Annotated in this window: 26 protein-coding genes and 1 tRNA gene; 8 read left to right on the forward strand and 19 right to left on the reverse strand. The window is 42.4% G+C overall.

Annotation, left to right across the window (positions count from 1 at the left end):
- The first annotated feature begins 31 nt into the window (after window positions 1-31).
- The 4 genes from hemC to ABH008_RS22225 are packed head-to-tail and all read left to right on the forward strand — an operon-like array spanning window position 32 to window position 4,141.
- Window positions 32-958 (forward strand): hydroxymethylbilane synthase, encoded by a 927-nt coding sequence (gene hemC / locus ABH008_RS22210; protein WP_347990008.1) that lies wholly within the window; start codon window positions 32-34, stop codon window positions 956-958.
- A complete protein-coding gene (locus ABH008_RS22215) occupies window positions 955-1,737 on the forward strand; it encodes a uroporphyrinogen-III synthase (protein WP_347987792.1) in 783 nt (260 codons plus the stop codon). Before hemC ends, ABH008_RS22215 begins: the two co-directional genes overlap by 4 nt.
- Window positions 1,721-2,896 (forward strand): uroporphyrinogen-III C-methyltransferase, encoded by a 1,176-nt coding sequence (locus ABH008_RS22220; RefSeq protein ID WP_347987793.1) that lies wholly within the window; start codon window positions 1,721-1,723, stop codon window positions 2,894-2,896. Before ABH008_RS22215 ends, ABH008_RS22220 begins: the two co-directional genes overlap by 17 nt.
- 12 nt (window positions 2,897-2,908) lie before the next feature.
- Window positions 2,909-4,141, forward strand: a complete 1,233-nt coding sequence (locus tag ABH008_RS22225; RefSeq protein WP_347987794.1) for a heme biosynthesis HemY N-terminal domain-containing protein — start codon at window positions 2,909-2,911, stop codon at window positions 4,139-4,141.
- A gap of 13 nt (window positions 4,142-4,154) precedes the next feature.
- Here ABH008_RS22225 and ABH008_RS22230 read toward each other — a convergent pair whose 3' ends face one another.
- Window positions 4,155-5,132, reverse strand: coding sequence for a GGDEF domain-containing protein (locus tag ABH008_RS22230; RefSeq protein ID WP_347987795.1), 978 nt, complete (start codon window positions 5,130-5,132; stop codon window positions 4,155-4,157).
- Between the two features lie 38 nt (window positions 5,133-5,170).
- Window positions 5,171-6,631: a 4-hydroxy-3-polyprenylbenzoate decarboxylase gene (gene ubiD / locus ABH008_RS22235; RefSeq protein ID WP_347987796.1), complete on the reverse strand. Its 1,461-nt coding sequence runs from the start codon at window positions 6,629-6,631 to the stop codon at window positions 5,171-5,173.
- Between the two features lie 243 nt (window positions 6,632-6,874).
- Here ubiD and ABH008_RS22240 point away from each other — a divergent pair, with 243 nt between their 5' ends.
- From ABH008_RS22240 to ABH008_RS22250, 3 genes are all read left to right on the forward strand, one after another.
- Window positions 6,875-7,510, forward strand: a complete 636-nt coding sequence (locus ABH008_RS22240) for a LysE family translocator (protein WP_347987797.1) — start codon at window positions 6,875-6,877, stop codon at window positions 7,508-7,510.
- Window positions 7,511-7,663: 153 nt separating this feature from the next.
- On the forward strand, window positions 7,664-8,707 hold the full coding sequence (locus tag ABH008_RS22245) for a tRNA (5-methylaminomethyl-2-thiouridylate)-methyltransferase (RefSeq protein ID WP_347987798.1): 1,044 nt from the start codon (window positions 7,664-7,666) through the stop codon (window positions 8,705-8,707).
- Window positions 8,704-8,931, forward strand: a complete 228-nt coding sequence (locus tag ABH008_RS22250; protein ID WP_347987799.1) for a sulfurtransferase TusA family protein — start codon at window positions 8,704-8,706, stop codon at window positions 8,929-8,931. The genes ABH008_RS22245 and ABH008_RS22250 overlap by 4 nt, the downstream gene beginning before the upstream one ends.
- A gap of 39 nt (window positions 8,932-8,970) precedes the next feature.
- Here ABH008_RS22250 and yfbR read toward each other — a convergent pair whose 3' ends face one another.
- The 17 genes from yfbR to moaB all read right to left on the reverse strand — a co-directional run bounded on the left by yfbR (window position 8,971) and on the right by moaB (window position 20,836).
- Entirely contained in the window at window positions 8,971-9,576 is a 606-nt protein-coding gene (gene yfbR, locus ABH008_RS22255; protein WP_347987800.1) for a 5'-deoxynucleotidase, read from the reverse strand.
- Between the two features lie 140 nt (window positions 9,577-9,716).
- A complete protein-coding gene (locus tag ABH008_RS22260; protein WP_347987801.1) occupies window positions 9,717-10,529 on the reverse strand; it encodes a class III extradiol ring-cleavage dioxygenase in 813 nt (270 codons plus the stop codon).
- A 489-nt stretch (window positions 10,530-11,018) separates the two neighbouring features.
- Window positions 11,019-11,255: a hypothetical protein gene (locus ABH008_RS22265; protein ID WP_347987802.1), complete on the reverse strand. Its 237-nt coding sequence runs from the start codon at window positions 11,253-11,255 to the stop codon at window positions 11,019-11,021.
- Between the two features lie 137 nt (window positions 11,256-11,392).
- Window positions 11,393-11,623 carry a hypothetical protein gene (locus tag ABH008_RS22270; protein WP_347987803.1) on the reverse strand — a complete coding sequence of 77 codons (231 nt, stop codon included), beginning with the start codon at window positions 11,621-11,623 and terminating at the stop codon, window positions 11,393-11,395.
- The gene (locus ABH008_RS22275; protein ID WP_347987804.1) at window positions 11,616-11,795 is read right to left on the reverse strand and encodes a hypothetical protein; all 180 of its coding nucleotides are present in this window, start codon (window positions 11,793-11,795) and stop codon (window positions 11,616-11,618) included. The genes ABH008_RS22270 and ABH008_RS22275 overlap by 8 nt, the downstream gene beginning before the upstream one ends.
- A gap of 632 nt (window positions 11,796-12,427) precedes the next feature.
- The gene (locus ABH008_RS22280) at window positions 12,428-12,901 is read right to left on the reverse strand and encodes a DUF3368 domain-containing protein (protein WP_347987805.1); all 474 of its coding nucleotides are present in this window, start codon (window positions 12,899-12,901) and stop codon (window positions 12,428-12,430) included.
- The gene (locus ABH008_RS22285) at window positions 12,898-13,149 is read right to left on the reverse strand and encodes a UPF0175 family protein (RefSeq protein WP_347987806.1); all 252 of its coding nucleotides are present in this window, start codon (window positions 13,147-13,149) and stop codon (window positions 12,898-12,900) included. The genes ABH008_RS22280 and ABH008_RS22285 overlap by 4 nt, the downstream gene beginning before the upstream one ends.
- Window positions 13,150-13,284: 135 nt before the next feature.
- Window positions 13,285-13,360 (reverse strand) — tRNA-Thr (locus ABH008_RS22290).
- A complete protein-coding gene (gene hisI / locus ABH008_RS22295) occupies window positions 13,361-13,747 on the reverse strand; it encodes a phosphoribosyl-AMP cyclohydrolase (RefSeq protein ID WP_347987807.1) in 387 nt (128 codons plus the stop codon).
- Entirely contained in the window at window positions 13,744-14,517 is a 774-nt protein-coding gene (hisF, locus tag ABH008_RS22300) for an imidazole glycerol phosphate synthase subunit HisF (protein ID WP_347987808.1), read from the reverse strand. The genes hisI and hisF overlap by 4 nt, the downstream gene beginning before the upstream one ends.
- Window positions 14,518-14,520: 3 nt before the next feature.
- On the reverse strand, window positions 14,521-15,255 hold the full coding sequence (gene hisA, locus ABH008_RS22305; protein ID WP_347987809.1) for a 1-(5-phosphoribosyl)-5-[(5-phosphoribosylamino)methylideneamino]imidazole-4-carboxamide isomerase: 735 nt from the start codon (window positions 15,253-15,255) through the stop codon (window positions 14,521-14,523).
- Between the two features lie 162 nt (window positions 15,256-15,417).
- Window positions 15,418-16,059, reverse strand: a complete 642-nt coding sequence (hisH, locus tag ABH008_RS22310; RefSeq protein WP_347987810.1) for an imidazole glycerol phosphate synthase subunit HisH — start codon at window positions 16,057-16,059, stop codon at window positions 15,418-15,420.
- A 49-nt stretch (window positions 16,060-16,108) separates the two neighbouring features.
- Window positions 16,109-16,702, reverse strand: coding sequence for an imidazoleglycerol-phosphate dehydratase HisB (gene hisB / locus ABH008_RS22315; protein WP_347987811.1), 594 nt, complete (start codon window positions 16,700-16,702; stop codon window positions 16,109-16,111).
- Between the two features lie 49 nt (window positions 16,703-16,751).
- Window positions 16,752-19,394: an aminopeptidase N gene (gene pepN, locus ABH008_RS22320; RefSeq protein WP_347987812.1), complete on the reverse strand. Its 2,643-nt coding sequence runs from the start codon at window positions 19,392-19,394 to the stop codon at window positions 16,752-16,754.
- 3 nt (window positions 19,395-19,397) lie between these two features.
- Window positions 19,398-19,943, reverse strand: coding sequence for a phosphate-starvation-inducible PsiE family protein (locus ABH008_RS22325; RefSeq protein ID WP_347987813.1), 546 nt, complete (start codon window positions 19,941-19,943; stop codon window positions 19,398-19,400).
- 3 nt (window positions 19,944-19,946) lie between these two features.
- A complete protein-coding gene (locus ABH008_RS22330) occupies window positions 19,947-20,315 on the reverse strand; it encodes a DUF423 domain-containing protein (RefSeq protein WP_347987814.1) in 369 nt (122 codons plus the stop codon).
- Complete coding sequence (gene moaB / locus ABH008_RS22335) at window positions 20,315-20,836, reverse strand: molybdenum cofactor biosynthesis protein B (RefSeq protein WP_347987815.1); 522 nt, start codon at window positions 20,834-20,836, stop codon at window positions 20,315-20,317. Before moaB ends, ABH008_RS22330 begins: the two co-directional genes overlap by 1 nt.
- A 157-nt stretch (window positions 20,837-20,993) precedes the next feature.
- Between moaB and ABH008_RS22340 the strand changes: the two genes are divergently transcribed.
- Window positions 20,994-22,028 carry an IS110 family transposase gene (locus ABH008_RS22340; RefSeq protein WP_347985910.1) on the forward strand — a complete coding sequence of 345 codons (1,035 nt, stop codon included), beginning with the start codon at window positions 20,994-20,996 and terminating at the stop codon, window positions 22,026-22,028.
- Window positions 22,029-22,136 lie beyond the last annotated feature (108 nt).

A 22,136-nucleotide genomic window follows, 5' to 3' on the forward strand; every position in this document is an offset into this window, starting at 1 on the left:
TGTGTTTGAGTCAAAACTGGCAGGAACTATTTTGGCAGAAAAAATTATTCGAATCGCAACACGGCAAAGTCCGTTGGCATTGTGGCAGGCTGAGCATGTCGCTACAAGGCTTAAGCAAGCTTTTCCGCATTTGAAAACCGAACTGGTAAAAATGCTTACCCGTGGCGACAAAATTCTGGATGCACCACTGGCTAAAGTGGGCGGCAAAGGGTTGTTTGTCAAAGAACTGGAACAAGGCATGTTGGAGGGGAATGCGGATATAGCTGTGCATTCGATGAAAGATGTGCCGGTAGAGTTTCCAACAGGATTGCGTTTGGCAGTAATCTTGGAGAGGGAAGATCCCTGTGATGCCTTTGTTTCCAAACAATACCAAAGTCTCCATGATTTGCCGAAAAATGCCCGCATTGGTACCTCAAGTTTGCGTCGCCAATGCCAAATTATGGCTAAATTTCCAGAGGCGAAAATTCTAAGCTTACGTGGAAATGTGAATACTCGCTTGGCTAAATTGGACGCAGGAGAGTATGACGCCATTATTCTTGCGGCAGCTGGTTTAAAAAGACTCGGTATGGCAGATAGTATTACCGAGACCCTGCCAGCCTCGGTCAGTTTGCCTGCTATCGGTCAAGGGGCTATTGGTATTGAATGTCGCCAGGATGATGACGAGGTGCTTGGCTTTCTTCAAGTTTTACACCATGAAGAAACCAGTATTCGTATTCACGCTGAACGTGCCTTAAATGCCGCTTTAAATGGCGGTTGTCAGGTACCCATTGCAGGTTTTGCCGAAATTCAGGGTGAGCGTTTGTTTTTGCGTGGTTTAGTAGGCCATCCCGATGGTTCGTTGTTATATAGAGCAGAGGGCGAAGCGACTCTGGAAAATGCCGAGCAATTAGGAAAAAGTGTGGCTGAGCAATTGTTAGCGCAAGGAGCGGATAAGATTTTACGCGAGTTGTATCAGTGATCAACAGCTTGCATGGCGCAACAGTGTTGGTTACTCGCCCTGTTGCGCAAGCTCAAAATTTGTGTGATTTGCTGGCTAGACAGGGCGGAAAAGCACTGCGTTTTCCCACTTTGGAAATTTGTGCCTCATCGCCTGAACCGCAAGCATTACAAGCCGCGACGGCCAGTGATTGGTTGATTTTTACCAGCAGAAATGCGGTAGATTTTGCTATCAAGGTTTTCAATGGCAAAATGCCAGTTTTAAACACCACGCAGATAGCTGCGGTAGGTGAAGCAACAGCCAGTGCTTTACAAGCAGCGGGTTGGCGAGTTGATTGTGTGCCAGCTTCTGAGTTTAGTAGCGAGGGTTTGTTGGCGGAGCCACAATTACAAATGCTTGCAGGCAGTAGTTGTGTAATAGTGCGTGGCGTTGGTGGCCGCGAGAAATTGGCGGAAGTATTAACCGCCCGTGGTGCCAAAGTTGCATATTTGGAAGTATATAAACGTCTGCAACCTAAGGTCGATAGCACAGAGTTGACTGATAGTTTGTGTACAAACCAACTACATGCAGTAACGGTTACCAGTATCGAAGCTTTACAAAATTTAAGCGTAATGGTCACAGAACCATTGCGAACCTTGCTGATATCGCTACCTCTGGTTGTGGTAAGCGATAGAATCAGACAAGTAGCCGAACAGATGGGATTTACACACATTACAGTGAGTAAAAAACCCACGGATGCAGCAATTTTAGAGACCTTGACAACGTTATTAAACGGGGAAAACAGTGGACGAAATAATTGAAAAACAACAAGAAAAACCAGCGCCCATTGTGGAAGTTAGAAAATCGGGAGTCGGATTATGGATAGGCATATTAGCTATTTTGTTAACCATCATTCTGGCAGTGGGTGGCTTTTATTTCTTACAACAATTGCGTATAAGTCAGGATAGTGAAAACAGTCAGGACAGTCAAAAGTTGTTGGAAATTGATAAAGCGATGAATGGCTTACAGGCGCAGTTATCTTCAGTACAAACTCAAATTGCCAGCGTTAATGCCGAATTAACAGGAAAGGATAATCATTTTACCCAAACACTGGCTGATTTTTCCAAGCTGCACGAAGAACGGTTAGATAATACCCGCAAAGAATTGGAAAACTCTATATTGGTTTTGCAGCGCCAGTTAGGTAAAACACGTGGCGACTGGTTGTTGGCCGATGCTGAATATTTATTGACGGTTGCGAATCAGCGATTGCATTTGGTAGGTGATGTGGGGACAACTCGCGAAGCATTGGAAGCCGCTGACCAAAGACTTAGAGAAAGTGGTGATGCTGCGGTATTTAAAGTTCGCGAACAAATTGCTAAAGAAATTGCCTTGCTAAATGGGGTTGCAGTCCCTGACATTGTTGGCATTTATGCCAGTATACAAAACTTGCAGGATGCTGTGGAGGGTTTGTCGGTATTTTTACCGCATGCAGGAAAATCCGCAGAAGCTCCAGCAGAAAATCCTGAATCGTCAGAACAAAACACAGGACTGTTGAACTCGTTGGCCAAACATTTGGGTGGTTATGTGGTCATTCGCCATACCGATCTGTCAGTCAATGCCATCCTCACTCCCGAAGAAGCACACTTTATTAAACAACAGTTGAAAGTCAGGCTGGAAATGATCGAAATTGCTTTGGTGCAGCAAAACGAAACCTTGTTCATCAGCAGCATTACCGATGCAAAACAATGGCTGAAGAAAAATTTTGCGGAAAATCAGCAAACTCAACAATTTATTGCCGAGCTCGAAAAGTTGGGTAGCATTCAAATTCACAGCCAATATCCAGACGTTAGTACGTCATTAAAAATGTTAAAGGATATTAGTAAACTTCGTATCGAGTCGGATAAGGTGATGTTAAATAATTCGCCAGCATCTGCATCCGAACATGCGGTAACGCCCAATTCGACAAATAGTCAGCAATAAGCAGGTGGTGTTATGAAAAATTTAATGTATTTTCTGGCTTCACTGCTTGCTGTTGTTGCCGTGATATTTTATCTGCATGGTTTGTTGGCGGGCCAGGATGATCCCGGCTATGTTTTAATAGGTTTCGAGCACGAGTCACTGGAAACGACACCCGTTGTGGTGGTTGCTGCCTTAGTGATCGGGTTTTTCTTGTTATATTATTTTTTTCGCTTGTTGGGTGTACTAATACGTTTACCTGGAAAACTGGCGAAAAATAGACACACTATTCGATTTAATCGTTCTCAGGAAGCGTTAATTTCTGGATTATTTGATGCGGCAGATGGTAATTGGGAGCGAGCGGAACACGTTCTAATTAAACATGCATCACATAGTGGTGCGCCTCTATTACACTATTTGACAGCGGCCAGAGCGGCCCAATCGCGCGGCGCTTTGGATAAACGTGATGAGTACCTAAAAAAAGCCGCTTCTGAATCATCAGATACCAATATGACGGTGGGCTTAACACAGGCGGAGTTGCATTTATCTGAACAACAATTTGAACAAGCACTGGAAACTTTGAGTAAATTACATTCCATGGATCCCAGTCATGCCAGAGTATTAAAGATGATGCATCAGGCTTATCAACACATGGGCGATTGGGAAAGCCTAAGTAAGCTGCTGCCTTCTTTACAGAAAAATAAAATATTGTTGGAAGGCGAAGTAAAATTATTGGAAACTCAGACTTTCAGTCGATTATTAAAACAAGCTGCGGAGTCAAAAGATGTAGCGGCTATTCAAGCATGTTGGTCTGAAGTACCTGAGCATATTAAAAGCTTACCTGGGATTGCCAACATCTATTTTGCTGCCATGATTGCCAATGGCGGCGGTTTGTTAGTGGAAGCAGCCATTAATGCACAGTTAGCCAAGCATTGGGACGATACCTCTCTACTATTGTATGCAAGTATTGACTTTCCTGATGCCGAAAAACAATTACATGAAACTGAAAAATGGCTGGCTGTTTACGCTAATGATGCTGTTTTACAGTGCGTATTAGGAAAACTGGCACTCAAAGCCCAGCAACTTGAAAAAGCCGAACAATATTTACTGAAATGCATACATATTGATGCTTCAGTGGATGCTTATCAGTATTTAGGCGATGTTTTTATGCTTAAAGGCGACAAAGATAAGGCTTGTGATTACTTTAAACAAGCATTGGAACTCGCTTCCAGCCAAGTAATTATTCGTGCTGAAAGTATATCAAGCTAAAATCAATAGGGTTTCAACATTCTTCGTATAGGTTTTCATACAAATTGAGTTGGTTCCTGCCATTGGTTTTACCGTAGTAAAGCGCCTTATCTGCACGATCCAGAAGAATAGTTGGAACACTGCTCGCATAAATATGAGCGACACCGATGCTAACAGTTATTTTGCCAACTGTCTCAAATTGGTAATCGGCAATGGCTTTACGAAAACGTTCAAAAGTGGCTAATGCATCGGCTTCGGCCACTAAATTAAGTATAATCACGAACTCTTCGCCACCGAAACGGAATAAAAAGTCATTGTAACGAAAATATTTCTCCAGCAAGCGACTAAAAACTAATAGCACTTCATCGCCACATTGATGGCCATAGGTGTCGTTTACTTGTTTGAAATGATCAATGTCAGCCATGGCTATCCAGGAGCTTTTATCTAACACTCTGTCGACCAGCGGTCGAAGCCGAAAATGTTCGCAGACTTGAAGAATACGCGCATCAAAAGTTTGTCGATTGGGTAATTTCGTTAGTAAATCGCGCTCTTTGTTATCATGTAATGCTACTTGATTTCGATATAAAGCAATGACACTGCTAATGAGTTCCAGCGCGTCGTTATCAAACTCACCCTGTATCAATACGACCCTATCAGGACCACTGACATCTCGAATAGAAGCCAATATCTGCGTAAATAAACCTGCTGCATTAGGTTTACTGGGCTTAAAGCCTATCACTGTATTTATTTCTTCGAGTAAATCAAACGCTTCATTGGGTTCTTCATCTGTTAAGTCTAACGGAAAGCGTCTTATTAATTGCTCGCTAGCACAACTTGCTTGACCCGTTCGTTGCCGACGTTCACCATAAATTTCATAGGCAGCCGCATGCGATACAAATGAAAATTTCTCCAGAGAATAAAGGAAGTCATGGGTAAGTGACTGGTAATCAATTTGTTCACTCAGCTTGATTGCCAAAGTAAATGCTTCTTGGTAATTGATTTCAGGACTCATGGTAATAATAAATATTGATAGGATTAAAATGCCAGTGATTAAAACAAAGAATCCCAGAGTTTGTCGACCTTTTTAATTACATCGGGATCCATTACTATCGGTTTACCCCACTCGCGTTGCGTCTCTCCGGGCCATTTATTGGTAGCATCGAACCCCGCTTTTGATCCGAGGCCGGAAACTGGTGAAGCAAAATCCAGATAATCAATGGGTGTATTTTCCAGTAAGCAAATATCTCGGGCCGGGTCCATACGGGTGGTAATGGCCCAGATCACATCTTGCCAATTGCGAGCATCGACATCATCGTCAACAACGATTACAAACTTGGTATACATAAATTGACGCAGATAAGACCAAGTACCAAACATCACACGTTTGGCATGTCCGGGATATTGTTTTTTCATACTGATGACAGCCATACGGTATGAACAGCCTTCTGGCGGCAGATAAAAATCTACAATTTCTGGAAATTGTTTTTGCAGAATGGGAACAAATACTTCATTTAGCGCTAAGCCGAGAATGGCTGGCTCATCGGGAGGTCTACCTGTGTAAGTACTATGATAAATGGGAACTTGACGTTGCGTGATGCGCTCAATAGTAAAAACCGGAAATTCATCTACCTCGTTATAATAACCTGTGTGATCACCATAAGGACCTTCAGCAGCAGTTTCACCAGGGTAAATAAAACCTTCCAACACAATTTCCGCACTGGCCGGTACTTGCAGATTATTGCTTATACACTGGGCTAGTTCGGTTTTACTGCCACGTAATAAGCCAGCAAAAGCATATTCAGACAAGGAGTCCGGCACCGGAGTAACTGCCGCTAAAATAGTCGCAGGATCGGCACCTAACGCAACCGATACAGGAAACGGTTGATTGGGATGCGTTTCTTGCCATTCTTTAAAATCTAAAGCGCCGCCGCGATGGGCTAACCAGCGCATAATGACTTTGTTTTTACCAATCACTTGCTGACGATAAATACCAAGATTTTGCCTATCCTTATTTGGACCTTTTGTGATAACCAATGGCCAAGTAATTAGAGGAGCGGCATCTTCTGGCCAACAGGTTTGAATGGGGTAATCGGCCAAATCGATTTCATCACCGATGCGGATAATTTCTTGACAAGGTGGAGAACTAACTAGTTTGGGGGCCATATTTAATACCTGTTTAAACACAGGTAGTTTTTCCATGGCATCTTTAATACCTTTGGGTGGTTCTGGCTCTTTTAAATAGGCCAATAATTCGCCGATGCCTCGTAATTCGGATACATCATTAGCACCCATCCCCATAGCTACCCGCTTGGCAGTGCCAAACAGATTACCAAGGACGGCGATATTAGAACCCTTTGGGTTTTCGAATAACAGTGCTGGCCCGCCCTGCTTTAACACACGCTGACAAATTTCTGTCATTTCCAGATGGGGATCGACTTCAGCTTTTATGCGTTTTAGTTCGCCCTGTTTTTCCAACTGTGCAATAAAATCTCTTAAATCTTTATATTTCATAGGTTTTGTATTTGCTATCTGGAAAAACACCATTAATAATAATAGCATTATAACTGCAAACCAGCTCTGTGGCTGGTTAGTAATATGTGAGTTAATTTATTTGCAATTAATGGCAGCATTGATTCAATAATCGGTACTCTGTTAACTAAAAATAAATAGATGGCTGTCCATATGTGTTGCTGAACAACTATTCACATGTAATGATAAGACAAAAACGCTATTTTAACTTTTCAGTGATTCTGTATGTTTGCTACACATGACCTGCCTGTTTTTATTCTTTCCGGCTTATTACTTAATATAACACCCGGCGCTGATACGCTATACGTTATCACCTGTGCGGCTAATAAAGGCTGGCGAGCCGGGGTTGCTGCAGCTTTTGGCATTAGTTTGGGTTGTTATGTACATATTTTTGCTGCAGCATTAGGCTTGTCGGCGTTACTTGCTACATCTAGTAGTGCATTTGTGGGAATTAAACTGCTGGGAGCGGCTTATCTGTTATATTTGGGTTTAGGGATGTTGTTTAGACATAGCAAAATTTCGAAGCAATTGCCTGCGGATACGCCATTATCGTTAAAAAAAATAGTACTTCAGGGTTTTCTAACCGATGCATTGAATCCAAAAATGGCATTGTTTTTTTTAGCCTTTGTACCCCAATTTATTGAAGCCGGTGCAAACGATAAATTTTTGGCCTTTTTATTTTTAGGGGTCATTTTCAATATAAATGCTACGCTTTGGTGTTTAATACTGGCCGGTTTTACAGCTTATTTCCGGCACAAAACAGGGCCGTTACCGGGTAAAATCTGGTTAAGCCGCTTAGTAGGCTTGGTATTTATTCTGCTGGGTTTAAAACTCGGTTACTCAACCAATACTATTGAATAGTTTATTCTCAAGCTTGCTTTTTGATGTAATTCCGCACTAAAAGTACTTGATTGTTGAGTAAAATTAATAGCCTATCCGTGTTTTCAGATTAGGGCTGAGTGGAATTTTTCAAGTATAATGTTGAGCTATTTCGTATTTTGAATTTTTGCAAAAATGACTCAACCAAGAAAAGCAGTCGCTTTAATTTCCGGTGGACTTGATTCTATGCTGGCTGCTAAAGCAGTGATGGAGCAGGGTATTCATGTGGAAGGAATTAATTTTTTCACCGGATTTTGTGTGGAGGGCCACACCCATGCCATCCGAAAAAAAGACACGGAAAAACCAAAACGCAATAATTCTTTATGGGTTGCAGAGCAACTAGGCATTAAACTACATATCATTGATATTATTGAAGAGTATAAGCAGGTATTGCTTAACCCTAAGCATGGCTATGGGGCGAACCTTAATCCCTGCTTGGACTGCAAGATTTTTATGGTTAATAAAGCCAAGCAATGGATGCTTGAACAGGGTTTTGACTTTATCATTACTGGCGAGGTCATTGGCCAGCGACCCATGTCGCAACGTAAGCGTACCATGCCGATTGTTGCCGTTGAATCGGGAGCTGATGATTTATTGGTACGCCCTTTGTGCGCACAAAATTTACCAGCAACTTTACCAGAACGAAATGGTTGGTTAGATAGAGCTAAACTGTTTGATTTTTCCGGCCGATCACGTAAACCCCAGATGGCTCTGGCTAAAGACTTTGGATTTAGTGATTATGCACAACCTGCTGGAGGTTGTTGTTTCTTGACGGATGCCAATTATTCGAAAAAACTGGTCGATCTATGGCAAGCGCGTGGCGAACGTGATTACGAATTGGATGATGTTATGTTACTTAAAGTGGGACGGCATATTCGTCCGCGTCCACATTATAAGCTGATTGTGGCGCGGGAAGATGGTGAGTCGCGCTTTATGTCGGGTTACAAGAATGATTTCATTAGCATGCATTGCGCCAGTCATCGTGGCCCACTGGTATTGATAGACGGTACTGCCAACGAAGATGATCTGTTATTGGCCGGGCAAATAGCTGCGCGTTACGGACAAGGTAGAGAAGCAGAGCAAGTGGAAGTGACTATTCGTGATACTCAAGGCGCAGAACGTAATATCGTAGTTAAACCGTTGATGGCTGAGCAAATGCGCGAAGAGTGGTTTGTATGAGTACTGAAATCCTGAATGTGCGTCGATTGCTTTGTCCTTTACCCGTGATACGTACTCAAGATAAGGTAAAAACCATGCAAGCAGGTGACGTACTGACAGTAGAGTGCACTGATCCTGGGGTGATGCAGGACATACCCGCCTGGTGTCGTATTAACGGCCATCAGGTTTTAGAAACACACGCTGACGATGGCGAGTATATAATTATCTTGCAAGTTGGATGTTAGTTGCCCGTTTCAGTTCATTAATGCACGGTACTGTAACCATTAATGGGTTTGCATCAATCCATCTAGAGTAAGGCCGCAACTAGGAACAAATGCCTGCATAAAAAAAACGACTTCGGGTTGCTGTAATTCCAGAATGTTTTTTGCTAATTGTTCTGCAGCCATTTCAAATTCAGAGTTTCCGGCTTTTAATTCAGACTGACATTTTAGGTATGCGGAAATCTTATCGGCCGCTTTGATAATCTGCAAATGTTGCGCGGGTATTTCGTCATGCAATAGCAAAGTTCTAAAATCAGCCTGTAAAGCATCTGGCAAAAGTTTTAGCAATTCTGTCTCGGCTTGTTGTTCTATTTGTTTATAGGCTCCGAGAATGGCGGGGGAATAATATTTAATCGGCGTAGGTAAGTCGCCAGTAATTACTTCGGTAATATCATGGTATAGCGCGGCAGTTGCAACGGCATTAGCATCAACGCTGCCAGAGAAATAACGGTTTTTGATTAGAGCCAAGGTATGGGCAATCACTGCTACCTCCCAGCTATGCTCCATCACATTTTCTTCGTGCGCATTACGTTTTAAGCCCCAACGTTTAATCCATCTTAAACGCGACAGATAAGCGTAAAAGCTACTGGTAATTGGTTTTAAAGACATAAATTGCCTGTTGATTTTTATTATCTGATCAGAGCTTATGCAAGTGATTGATACGTTAATATAGTGGTCTGTTTTTGTTGGCTGGTTTTTTATAACTTAAAACCGAAATATGGATCAATGTTGTAATTTTAAATATAAACTTACCAAACAAACGCGCAGGCCGATTTTCCAGCCACCTGTTGATGAAACACCAATTTTGCAGCTATTTGGGCAATTCCATAACAAACATGAAGTGGCAATAAATGTTCCTCTCTTGGATGACAAAAACGAGCGAAACTGGCCTCATTCCATCGGGTCAATCTTGATTCGCGCTCTTGTTCAGAAACAGATTCAAGCGTACAGGTTTCTATGAGCCAATTAGTAAAAACCTGATTTTTAGTTTCATTTTCGGCATTATCAGAAAAGAAGGCTTGCATATTATGAAAAGAAAAACCTGACCCAATGATAAGCACATTTTCGTTTTTTAAAGCTGTTAAGGCTTTACCTATGCGAATATGCGCAGCAGCATCCATATTATTTAGTAATGATAGCTGTATACAGGGTATTTTCGCGTCAGGATACATTATTTTAAGTGGTACGAACAAACCATGATCAAACCCGCGCTGATTATCCAAGCTGCTTGGTATGCCGTTAGCTTTTAATAAATCCAACACTCTTTCGGCAAGCACTGCTTCTCCCGGTGCTGAATAGCTTATCTGATACGCCGCATCAGGAAAGCCGTAATAATCGTAGAGCAGTTTAGGTGGCATTGTGCTACTAACAGTCACTCTATCAGCTTCCCAGTGAGCACTAATGACCAGTATGGCCGAGGGTTTTATCAAAATATCGGGTAAAGTTTGCAGGAAATCATGCAAATTTTGATGGGATTTATCCCCTAATAGTGGTAAAGGACCTGCACCGTGTGGAATGAAGACCACAGAGTTTCCTGATTGTGCTAGAGATTGTTTAGGCATGGTGTCGTTATTCCTTATTAGCTTATAAAGATAGCATAGGATCCACTGAGAAAACCTATATTTCGCCTTGTTGAGGTTATGTTGGCTCAACTCTACGAGAAAATCTCATTGACAACTCTTTCAATTAAAAAACCTACCTGGTGCCGGAGATAGGAATGAACCTACAACTTTTGCGTTACGAGTGCTATCCGGACGATTTAAAGCAACGTGAAACAATAGTTTAATTCGCCAGATACGATTGATGGTGTTAGGCTAGAAGCTCTTATAATCTGATTGCTGGACGATTTTTCCAACCTTAAAGTTTTTCATCGTCGCGAACTTCCCAAAAACTAAAACAATCTCACTCTATTTTTTAGATTTTGTGCAAAAACTAAAATAGCACAAGCAGCTATTTCAGATCGCAGTTAACAGGGTCGATATCGTTTTACTTATGCGCCTAATTTTTTTGACTTTTAGGCATTCTACTTTCACTGCTCTTATCTTTAAGACTTAGTTCATTGAGGATAGGTCAGCCATTCTGTAACCCATTGCCCGATATCCGCGCTGACGTTTATCCCACATGCGCAACAATGCCGGATGTCCTGCATCGACGAAATCGATAATTCGCACATCGATTTTAGTGGCGTGTTTACGGTGTAATCGACCGGCATACTGTTGTAGCGTTCCTTTCCAGGATATTGGCATAGCCAATACCAGTGTATCTAATGGCGGACCGCGAAATTTCAAGAGCCGCTGGCACGCCTAGTTCAAAACATGACTGAACAAAAGCCAGTGGATCTTCTTTCCAGTCTTCTTCGTCAAAATCAACGGCCATAAAATTACAGCTATTATCGGCTAGCAAGGGATAAACGCCTATTGCCTGCTCACCGTAAAGATGATTGTAAAGGATAGACATCGGTACGACCACGAAACAAACTCCGAAACAAGGCCACTTTCTCAGCAGTTGAAAGCGCTGATATCTCTAGCTCAATTGAAACAGACACCGGCGCTGGTAACTCGGGCGGCAATCGCCACTCAATTCCATGATTTTCCAGTAATGCAATAAGGCGTGCATTTTCGGCCTGGAGCTCAACCAAAGAATATGGATTAATCATTTAATCCATATTCGGCCAGTAGCATAACCATATCGTCCCTAACACCCCAACCAACATTTTCACTTTTGTTACAAACATCCAAAAACCTGTCAACATAGATTTTCCGCTTGGATTCTGGCAATTCCCACACGTATTTCAAAGCTTGAGCGTAAAGTATCTTGGGTTTCTTCATAAGAAATTACATCTTGGATAACCACCTTAGCCTCACCATTTTGAGTGATGACTATCGGCTCACTCTGTTGCGTTAATTGCAACAAAACCTCAGCTGCGTTGGCCTTTATAAATAACTAATGGATTTAACTTGCTAGGAATAATGCATAAGGGAAACTCCGTCGGCTCGAAACAAGTCCTAATATAGTCTTTTATCAGTCTCCAAACTAGCATGAAAACAGAATATAGAAACTAATTCAACCTGACCCCTTTTTTAGACCCCTTTTTAGGACGCGCCTACCCCTTGTTGTTGCATAATCCATTGTCGTAACGGCACATATTTCGGTAGTACGGTATAGATAAAAATTTACTGTCCAGCAGCAGCAATGTCTATCATAATCTTAACAACTTCACTACCGTTGAATTCTTGTCGTTTCATAACGTTTTCGCTTTTAGCCATCTTGGTCTTCAGGAAACGCACAAAATCCAATGTTTCGAATTGCATTTCTAGTGGCAAATTTCCATATCTTCAAGTATTTTTTGAGTGATGATTCTCATGTGTTAATTTCTGTTTGTTATAAAGTAACTTGGCTAGAAAATAAGCAATATAGTCGCCCATATTCAACTGAGCAGGGTAGTAATCTCATTTTTCAATCATTCCCCGGCTAATTCTAAAACAGTAGCAATTAATTGAGTGCTTAAAAATATTTCTGATTGTTCAATTTGTAACAGTAAAGGAGAAAGTCTATCAACCAAACCTTTTTCTTTTGCAGCCAACAGAACTCCCAGCGAACCAATAATGCTGATCTGATTTATCTTGGCAACTTTACGACCACGTTGATCATCGATTAATAATTTATCGGCTGAGATTTGTTTATACAATAACATCGCTTCGGTTTCACCCGCATCAGCATATGCATCCAAAAACACATACTCACGCAAGTCAACTTTACGAACTTTATCTTGTAGAAAAACTTTTAGAGCCTGAGCTTCTTTTTTATTCGACCGAGTGGTTTCAAAGTAAACCGTTTCAGGCACCAAAACAGTCTCAAATAACTTTTCTAACAAACTCAAACTGTTACAAGCCGATAATGCGATAAGAGCGGAAGAGTCCGCCACAAGAATCATACTCTACGCATGCCTGCTAATTCTTCAAGTAATTCTTCTTTGCTAATATCAATGACAGCCACATCATTTTGTTTGCAGGTGGACATAAAATCATAAATATCCATATCAGCAAGCTCAGCTGCCTTAGCAAGCGTGACCCGTGCATTTTTAAATAACCAAAGTGCATAACTGATACGCATATCTTTCTCGATTTCCGCAACAGATTGGAAGGCAACAAAGTCATTAGGTAAATTAACTGCGATTTGCATGAGGTTTCCTTAGTGACAAGGTAAAGATGGTTTCAACTGAAATGGACTAACCTATAATTGCGCCTTGTTGAGGCTATATTGACTCAACTCTATGGGCAAATCTCATTGACAACTCTATCAATTCAACAACCTACATGGTGCCGGAGATAGGAATCGAACCTACGACCTTCGCGTTACGAGTGCGCTGCTCTACCTACTGAGCTACACCGGCTTATTTGTAGATGGTTTTGGGGTCTTTTAGTACTGGCTCAATAGTCTGCCAGGTACCCTGCTGTAAACTACGATAGAAACAGCTTTCGCGACCAGTATGACAGGCTATGCCACCTTCTTGTACTATTTTAAGCAAAAGTACATCTGCATCGCAATCGATTTGCATATCGATAATTTTTTGTCTGTGGCCGGACTCTTCGCCTTTACGCCATAGGCGTTGCCTAGATCGTGACCAGTATACCGCAAAACCTTCGTTGACACTAAGCGCAAGCGCTTCGCGGTTCATCCAGGCAAACATCACTACCCGCCCCGTGTCGTGCTGTTGGGCAATAACTGGCAACAGGCCGTCTTCGGTCCAGTTAACCTCGTCCAGCCACGCCTCGCTCACAAACGTACCTCTATGCCTTTACTCTGCATATGCAGTTTAGCTTGCTCTATACTGTATTCTGCAAAGTGAAAAATACTGGCGGCCAGTACCGCATCGGCTTTACCTGTAATGATGCCATCGGCCAAATGGTCTAAAGTGCCGACACCACCAGAGGCAATAACCGGAATACTCAGTGCATCGCTAATTGCACGGGTTAACGCCAAATCAAAACCGGATTTGGTACCGTCTCTATCCATGCTGGTTAACAATATTTCGCCCGCACCATAGGCTTGCATTTTTTCAGCCCAGGCTACCGCATCAATGCCCGTGGCTTTGCGTCCGCCATGGGTAAAGATTTCCCAACGGTTTTCTTCATCCGCCCCACTCACTTTTTTAGCATCAATTGCTACGACAATACATTGCGAACCAAATTTTTCAGCGGCTTGTTTAACAAACTCTGGATTAAAAACTGCGGCGCTATTAATACCTACCTTATCGGCACCGGCATTCAGCATGCGCCTAATATCGTCCAAATTACGAATACCCCCGCCAACAGTCAACGGAATAAACACTTCGCTGGCTACTTGCTCAACCACATGCACAATGGTTTCGCGGTTATCGTGGGTGGCGGTTATATCCAGAAAGGTAATTTCGTCGGCACCTTCCCGATCATAGCGGCGGGCAATTTCGACCGGATCGCCAGCATCGCGAATATCGACAAATTTAACACCTTTAACGACACGACCGTTATCGACATCCAGACAAGGTATAATACGTTTAGCCAGACTCATAGCTTATCCAAACGATTCTGCCAGCTTTTCTGCTTCGGCAAAATCCAGAGTACCTTCGTATATGGCTCTACCGGTAATGGCTCCCATAATACCTTCTTGCGCAACGGCACCTAAAGCACGGATATCGTCCATATTAGTAATACCGCCAGAAGCAATAATGGGGATTTTAACGGCCTGCGCTAATTTTGCAGTGGCTTCCACGTTAACGCCTTGCATCATGCCATCACGGGATATATCCGTATAGATGATAGCGGATACGCCATTGGCTTCAAATTTTTTAGCCAAATCTATAACATCGTGCCGGGATAATTTTGACCAGCCATCTATAGCAACTTTGCCATCTCGTGCATCCAGACCAATAATAATATGGCCAGGGAATTCGATAGCCACATCCCTTACAAAATGCGGTTCGCTGACGGCTTTGGTACCAATAATGACATATTCTACACCCGCTTCCAAATAGGCCTCTATGGTCTCTTCATCACGGATACCGCCACCAATTTGCACTGGAATATGCGGATACGCTTTAACAATGGCATTAATGACATCAGCATTTTTAGGTTTACCCGCAAAAGCACCATCCAAATCCACTAAGTGTAAGCGCTTGGCACCTGCATCTACCCAACGCCCGGCAACAGCTACCGGATCATCAGAAAACACCGTATCATCCTCCATACGGCCTTGACGCAAGCGTACACATTTCCCTTCTTTCAAATCAATTGCAGGTATCAGCAACATATCTAAATCTCAATGGTTAATCACTACATCTAAAAAAATAATCACGCGATTACTGGCTAAAGATACACCAAAAATCGAACCTTATTTGCGGCATTTGCCATACAAATATTTTTTCTAATTGGGGCTGTATTAATTTATGTGTATATAAGGCTTTACGCCTGATTACACTGTTCCATTCCAATGTAAAAAGTTATTTAACAATTGCATGCCAACCGTTTGACTTTTTTCAGGATGGAATTGCACGGCAAACAAATTTTCTTTGGCCAACGCACAAGTAAAAGCTTGTGGATAGTCGCTAGTGGCAATGGTGTCTTCACTATTATCTGGTACAGCATAATAACTATGTACAAAATAAAAGCGGCTACTTTGCGGAATATTCTCCCACAATGGATGTGCATGCTGGTTAACCTGATTCCACCCCATATGTGGAATTTTTAATCGATTGCCTTCAGCATCAGTTAACTTGTTTGCAAAGCGACGTACATGACCAGAAAATAAATTTAATCCCTGAGTTTTTCCGCCTTCTTCACTGTCTGTCAATAAGGCTTGCATGCCTAGACAAATACCTAACATAGGTTTGGTTTTAGCCACCTGAACAATAATTTCTGCCAGCCCGGTATCATGCAGGGCCTGCATACAATCACGTATGGCCCCCACACCGGGAAATACCACGCGATCAGCAGCTAATATAGTTTTTGCTTCGGCACTCACTTGCACAGTGACATTAGCATCTGCATGCTGCAGGGCTTTGGCAATGGAATGTAAATTACCCATTCCGTAATCGATAACGACAACTGATGACATAAAACTTTAGAGGATAGGGATCAAGGTTACTAAACTGAAAGGCAGTGTATTATAGACTGCCTTTAGTAGACGGTATAATTTCGGCCATACGCTGATCATGGCTTATCGCCATACGTATTGCACGGCCAAAGGCTTTAAAAACTGTTTCGGCAATATGATGAGCATTACCCGCTTTTAGGTTATCGATATGCAAAGTGACCCCAGCATGATTAACAAAACCCTGAAAAAACTCACGCAGCAGATCAACATCAAAATTGCCTATCAAGGCACGCGGATACTCCACCTGATAAAACAGGCTGGGACGCCCTGAAAAGTCTACCACCACTCTGGATAACGATTCATCTAATGGCACATAAGCATGCCCATACCGATAAATGCCTTTTTTATTCCCTAAGGCCAGACTAAAAGCCTGCCCCAAGGTAATGCCTATATCCTCAACACTATGATGGGCATCAATATGCAAATCACCCACAGAAACGATATTTATATCGATCAAACCATGTCGAGCAACCTGATCCAACATGTGATCAAGAAACGGTAAGCCAGTGGCAAACGATGCGGCACCGTTTCCATCCAGATTAATTTCAATTTTTATACGGGTTTCGAGCGTATTACGCTCTACCTGAGCAATGCGTGGATTCATACCTGGTCAGTGTGTGTTAGTTACCGGCTAGTTTACGTGATTGTTAACTCTACGCCAAACTCTTGCTGGCAATTTCGTAGACATCCTTGGAAAGATGCTCAGTGTTAACAATACGCTGTAATTGCTGTTTAATCAAGAATTGCCGCTCTTCATCAAAGCGTCGCCATTGCGCAAACCCGGTTACCATGCGCGATGCAATTTGCGGATTGAGTGCATTCAGCGTTAAAACCTGATCGGTTAGGAACGCATAGCCTTCCCCATTTTTAGCGTGAAAATGTACCGGATTAGCTTGACTGAAAGCACCCACCAATGAGCGTACCCGATTAGGTGTTTTCATATCAAAGGCTGGATGACGCAACAAATTCTGTACAGTTTCAAAAGCATTGGGCATGCAACTAGTGGCTTGCAGGCTAAACCATTTATCTATCACTAACGCTTCTTTGCGCCATTGATGATAAAAACTGTCCAAACTGCGCGCTTTACCAGGATGCTTACTATTCACAATGGCTGCTAAGGCAGCAATTTGATCAGTCATAGTGCCAGAGCTATAGAATTGCTGCTCGGCCAACTGATAAACAGGATCAGACTCTTGAGTAATCAGGTAGTTAAGACAGGTATTTTTCAGACGGCGTCTTCCCACCGCTTTAGCATCAAAATGACCGGCATCATCACGATGGTGCAGTACATACAACCGCTGGAACTCGCTATTTAACTGATCTGCTAACGATTTTCTGACAAATTCACGTGCCTGATGAATTGCATCAACATCAATTACCTGCATTTGACCCGCCAGATAACTTTCTTCGGGTAAGGTTAGTAATACCGCCTGATAGGATAAATCGTCCATGGCATTGGTCAAAATATTCTGCCAAGCTTTTAGAATAACCGCATTCATCTGCAGAGGACGTTTATTTTGTACGTCGTCTATCAAACCAAAAATTAGTTGTACTGCTAGTTGTTGACCGGCTTCCCAACGATTAAAACTATCGCTGTCATGCTTAAGCAAAAATGCCAGTTCCTCGCAACTGCGTTGCATTTTTAATGTTACGGGTGCTGAGAACCCTCTAAGAATTGATACAGCAGGTGCTTGATCCAGATTATCAAAGCTAAATGTTTGCTCGGCTTCGGTAACATGCAAAATAATTTCTGACTGCGATTGACCTTTATAATCAATGTTTTCTGCCGATCCATCAACAGCCAGCAACCCTAGTTTTACAGGAATATGTAAAGGAACCTTAACTGCCTGATTAGGTGTGGGTGGGCAACTTTGTTGAATTTTTATATGTAATTGCCGAGTTTCAGGCTGATATTCTTGGTTAACTGTCAATACAGGGGTGCCAGCTTGAGAATACCAAAGCCTAAATTGTTTTAAATCCACTGCGTTGGCCGCTTCCATGGCATTTACAAAATCTTCACAGGTTACGGCCTGTCCATCATGGCGCGTAAAATACAGATCGCAGCCTTTGCGAAAGCCCTCTGCACCTAACAAGGTATGCAGCATTCTGACAACTTCAGCGCCTTTCTCATAAACGGTTAAGGTATAGAAATTATTAATTTCAATATAGGCTTCAGGACGCACGGGATGAGCAAGAGGGCCGGCATCTTCGGCAAATTGCCGTGTGCGCAAGGCATTGACATCGGCTATGCGTTTTACGGCTGGTGAGCTACGATCACCACTAAACTGTTGATCGCGGAACACCGTAAAACCTTCTTTCAAGCTCAACTGAAACCAGTCTCGACAGGTAATACGGTTGCCAGTCCAGTTATGAAAATATTCGTGCCCGATGACACCTTCAATATGTTCATAATCACTATCGGTAGCTGTATCTGGCCTCGCTAGTACAAACTTGGTATTAAAAACATTTAAACCCTTGTTTTCCATTGCTCCCATATTGAAATGATCGACAGCAACGATCATGTACAAATCCAGATCATATTCGCGTCCATAGGCTGTTTCATCCCAGCTCATGGCGTTTTTTAACGATTGCATGGCATGCGCACATTTGTCGATATTGTGCTGTTCGACATAAATTTGCAGGGTAATTTTCCGACCACTCATGGTCACAAACGTATCCGTAACACAATCCAGACGTCCGGCAACCAGAGCAAACAAATAACACGGTTTTGCGAACGGATCTTCCCAACTAACCCAATGACGATTATTGGCTAAGTTTCCGCTCTCAAGATGGTTACCATTAGACAATAGCACTGGATATTTAAGCTTATCAGCAATCAATGTGGTTTTAAAGCGACTCATTACATCGGGTCTATCCAAAAACCAGGTGATTTTTCTAAAGCCCTGCGCCTCACACTGTGTACAAAGCATACTGCTAGACAAGTACAAACCTTCAAGTGCCGTGTTGGCTTTAGGATTTATACTATTTTCTATGGTCACTACAAAGGGACGATCCTGAGGGACCTGCAATATGGTTAATGATTCTGCATCAATATGATAGTCTGTTTCCTTAAGTGCTACGCCATCTAAATCAATGGAAAGCAGCTTCAGCTCTTCGCCCATCAAGCTCAGCGAAATATCGCTATCCGTGCTTTCTGGATTACGCAGCAAATTTAAACGTGAACGTACTCGAGTATTTTGATCGTCAAGCTGAAACTCTAGTTCTACAGCTTCTATTAAATACTCTGGTGGTGTGTAGTCTTTCAAGAAAACAGTTTGCGGACTGACAACAGACATGAATTAGCGCTCTTCTGATTGTTTAATTGGAACAGGTTTATATGAAATTAGCCAATAGGTCAAACCCAAAGCAACGATAACGGTTGAAATCGCTATAATATAAGGGGGTTCAACATCTTTTAAATCCAGCATAATCACTTTTCGGGATATCGCCATCAAGGCGGTAGCTATGACCATTTTAATCGGTAATACATCACGTTTGATATAGAGAGTGATATTAATAAAAATTTCTACCGCAATCAGTACTGTCATGATAGAGCCAAACACGGCCAGTATATCGGCAACTCTTAACAGCAAAAAGGGTTGTGCAATAGCCCGATGATAGATGACATTAATGACATCAATTACACCCCATAAAATGACAAAAGTCATCAATATAGCAAGAATACGTACCGCAAAATGTATAACAAAATGCAATATTTTCAGTAAACCATCTTCTGGAACCACGGGTAATTTCTCATCATGGGACTCTAAATCTCGCATATTTCGAGTACTCCCTTTGCTGCTTGCACTAGGCGTTACTGAAGGTCTAATGGGTGGTTTATCCATAACTTACTCCTGATTTTTTTGTAATGACGCATAAGCTAATAAGCCCCAGGCAGCCAAAAACGCCACGCCACCAAACGGCGTGACAAATCCAATCCAATGTATATTGAATATTACCAGTAAATATAGACTACCTGAAAAAAGCAGGATACCAACTACAAATAAAATGCCTACCCAATCTAATATACGCTGTTTAGGCAGCACAGCTATTAGACCCAGCGCCAAGGCATGCCACATTTGATAGCTAACCGCTGTTTTATAAACATCCATTGCATGATCGGAAAGCATATTTTTCATTGCGTGCGCGCCAAAGGCACCCATTGCCACTCCGATAAAGGCGCTAGTTGCGGCTAAAAATAAAAAAGGTAAGCGCATTATTGCTCCAGTAAACGTGGCATTAATTGCACCAAGTTACATGGTCGGGTGCGATAATCCAATTGTTCTTTAATCAAACTATCCCAAGCAGTGCGACAGGCACTTGTAGAACCCGGCACACAAAAGATATAAGTGGCATTCGCTACCCCTGCCACAGCCCGAGATTGCATGGTAGAGCTTTTAATATCTTGATACGACAGCATACGAAATACCTCACCAAATCCATCCAGTACCTTATCCAGTAATGGCGTAACAGCCTCTGGGGTACCATCTCTGCCGGTAACACCAGTTCCGCCGGTAGTTATAATGACATTGACAGCGGCATCCGCAATCCATGCACTGACAACCGCTCTTATTTGATAAATATCATCAATGACTATTTGCTTTGCATAGAGATGATGACCGGCTTGGGTTAAACCTGCTACCAATATTTGTCCAGAAGCATCATCTGCTTCGGTGCGGGTGTCTGACACGGTCAAAACCGCTATATTTAATGCAATAAACGACCTGTCCTGATTCATGTAATTTACCTTAAATTCTAAAAACTCTATTTTGATATTAATGATTTATAAAAAAATTCCGTAAAGCACATTCATATAGGATGATGGCATGGACTTCTCCCCACCCCTAACGGTGTCATAATGCACCTGGCAAATAAACAAGGGTAAGGAGAAATCCATGATCAAGAATAACGTAATTGGTTTAGATTTAGCAAAAAACATTTTTCATCTGGTGAGTTTTAATGCTGAACTGAAACAGATTAAAAAGAAAGTAAAGCGAGCGGATTTATTGTCGTACATAGCGAACTTGCCAGTCAGTATCATTGGTATGGAAGCCTGTGGAGGCTCGCATTATTGGGCGCGAGAAATCAAGAAACTGGGGCATGAAGTGGTATTGCTGAATGCCCGTTATGTGAAAGGGTTTGTGGTGGGCAATAAAAATGATTATAACGATGCAGAGGCTATTTGGACGGCAACACACCAACCGAAAAGACGAACAGTTTCGCTTAAGACGCTTGAGCAGCAAGATATTCAAATGCTGCATCGATTGCGTCAAAGTACAGTGGATGAACGGACGGCGGTGGCGAATCGAATTCGGGGTTTTTTAGGTGAGTGGGGAATTGTGCTGCCTATAGGCATCAATCAGCTCAGAACGCACCTCACTGAAATTATTGAAGATGCTGAGAATGGTTTAAGCGTGATCAGTCGAAATCTGTTTGCCAAACAGCTTGAAAAACTCAAGGAATTGGATAAAACGATCAAAGAGTATGATAAGCAGATTGATCAACTCTGTATTCAGAGCGAATTATGTCAACGATTTGTAGAGGTTCCAGGTATAGGAGCCATTACGGCTACTATGGCTGCATCGGATATAGGGGACGGTAAAGGCTATACCAAAAGCAAAAATTATGCAGCCAGTTTAGGCATTGTACCCAAACAGCACACGAGTGGTGACAAGGTGGTGTTGTTGGGTATCAGTAAACGAGGTAATGGCTATCTGCGAACTTTACTGATTCACGGCGCCCGATCAGTCTTGAAAAACTGCCAAGGTAAAACAGACTCGCTAAGTCGATGGTTGCAGGCGCTAATTGAACGACGTGGTTTTAACAAAGCGGCCGTCGCACTGGCCAATAAAAATGCCCGAATTTTGTGGGTAATGGCTACACAAAATAAGAGGTATGAGGTTAGGTCCGCCGATGTAGTCATGTCGTAGCGTGTAGGCCGGGTTATCCACGCCTTACCCAACACCTACACGTGATAGAAGGGTTCCGGTGTTGGGTAAGGCGTGGATAACCCTCAGTTGATATGATTAAAAGTGAAT

This window comes from Methylomonas sp. AM2-LC, assembly GCF_039904985.1.
Taxonomy (GTDB): domain Bacteria; phylum Pseudomonadota; class Gammaproteobacteria; order Methylococcales; family Methylomonadaceae; genus Methylomonas.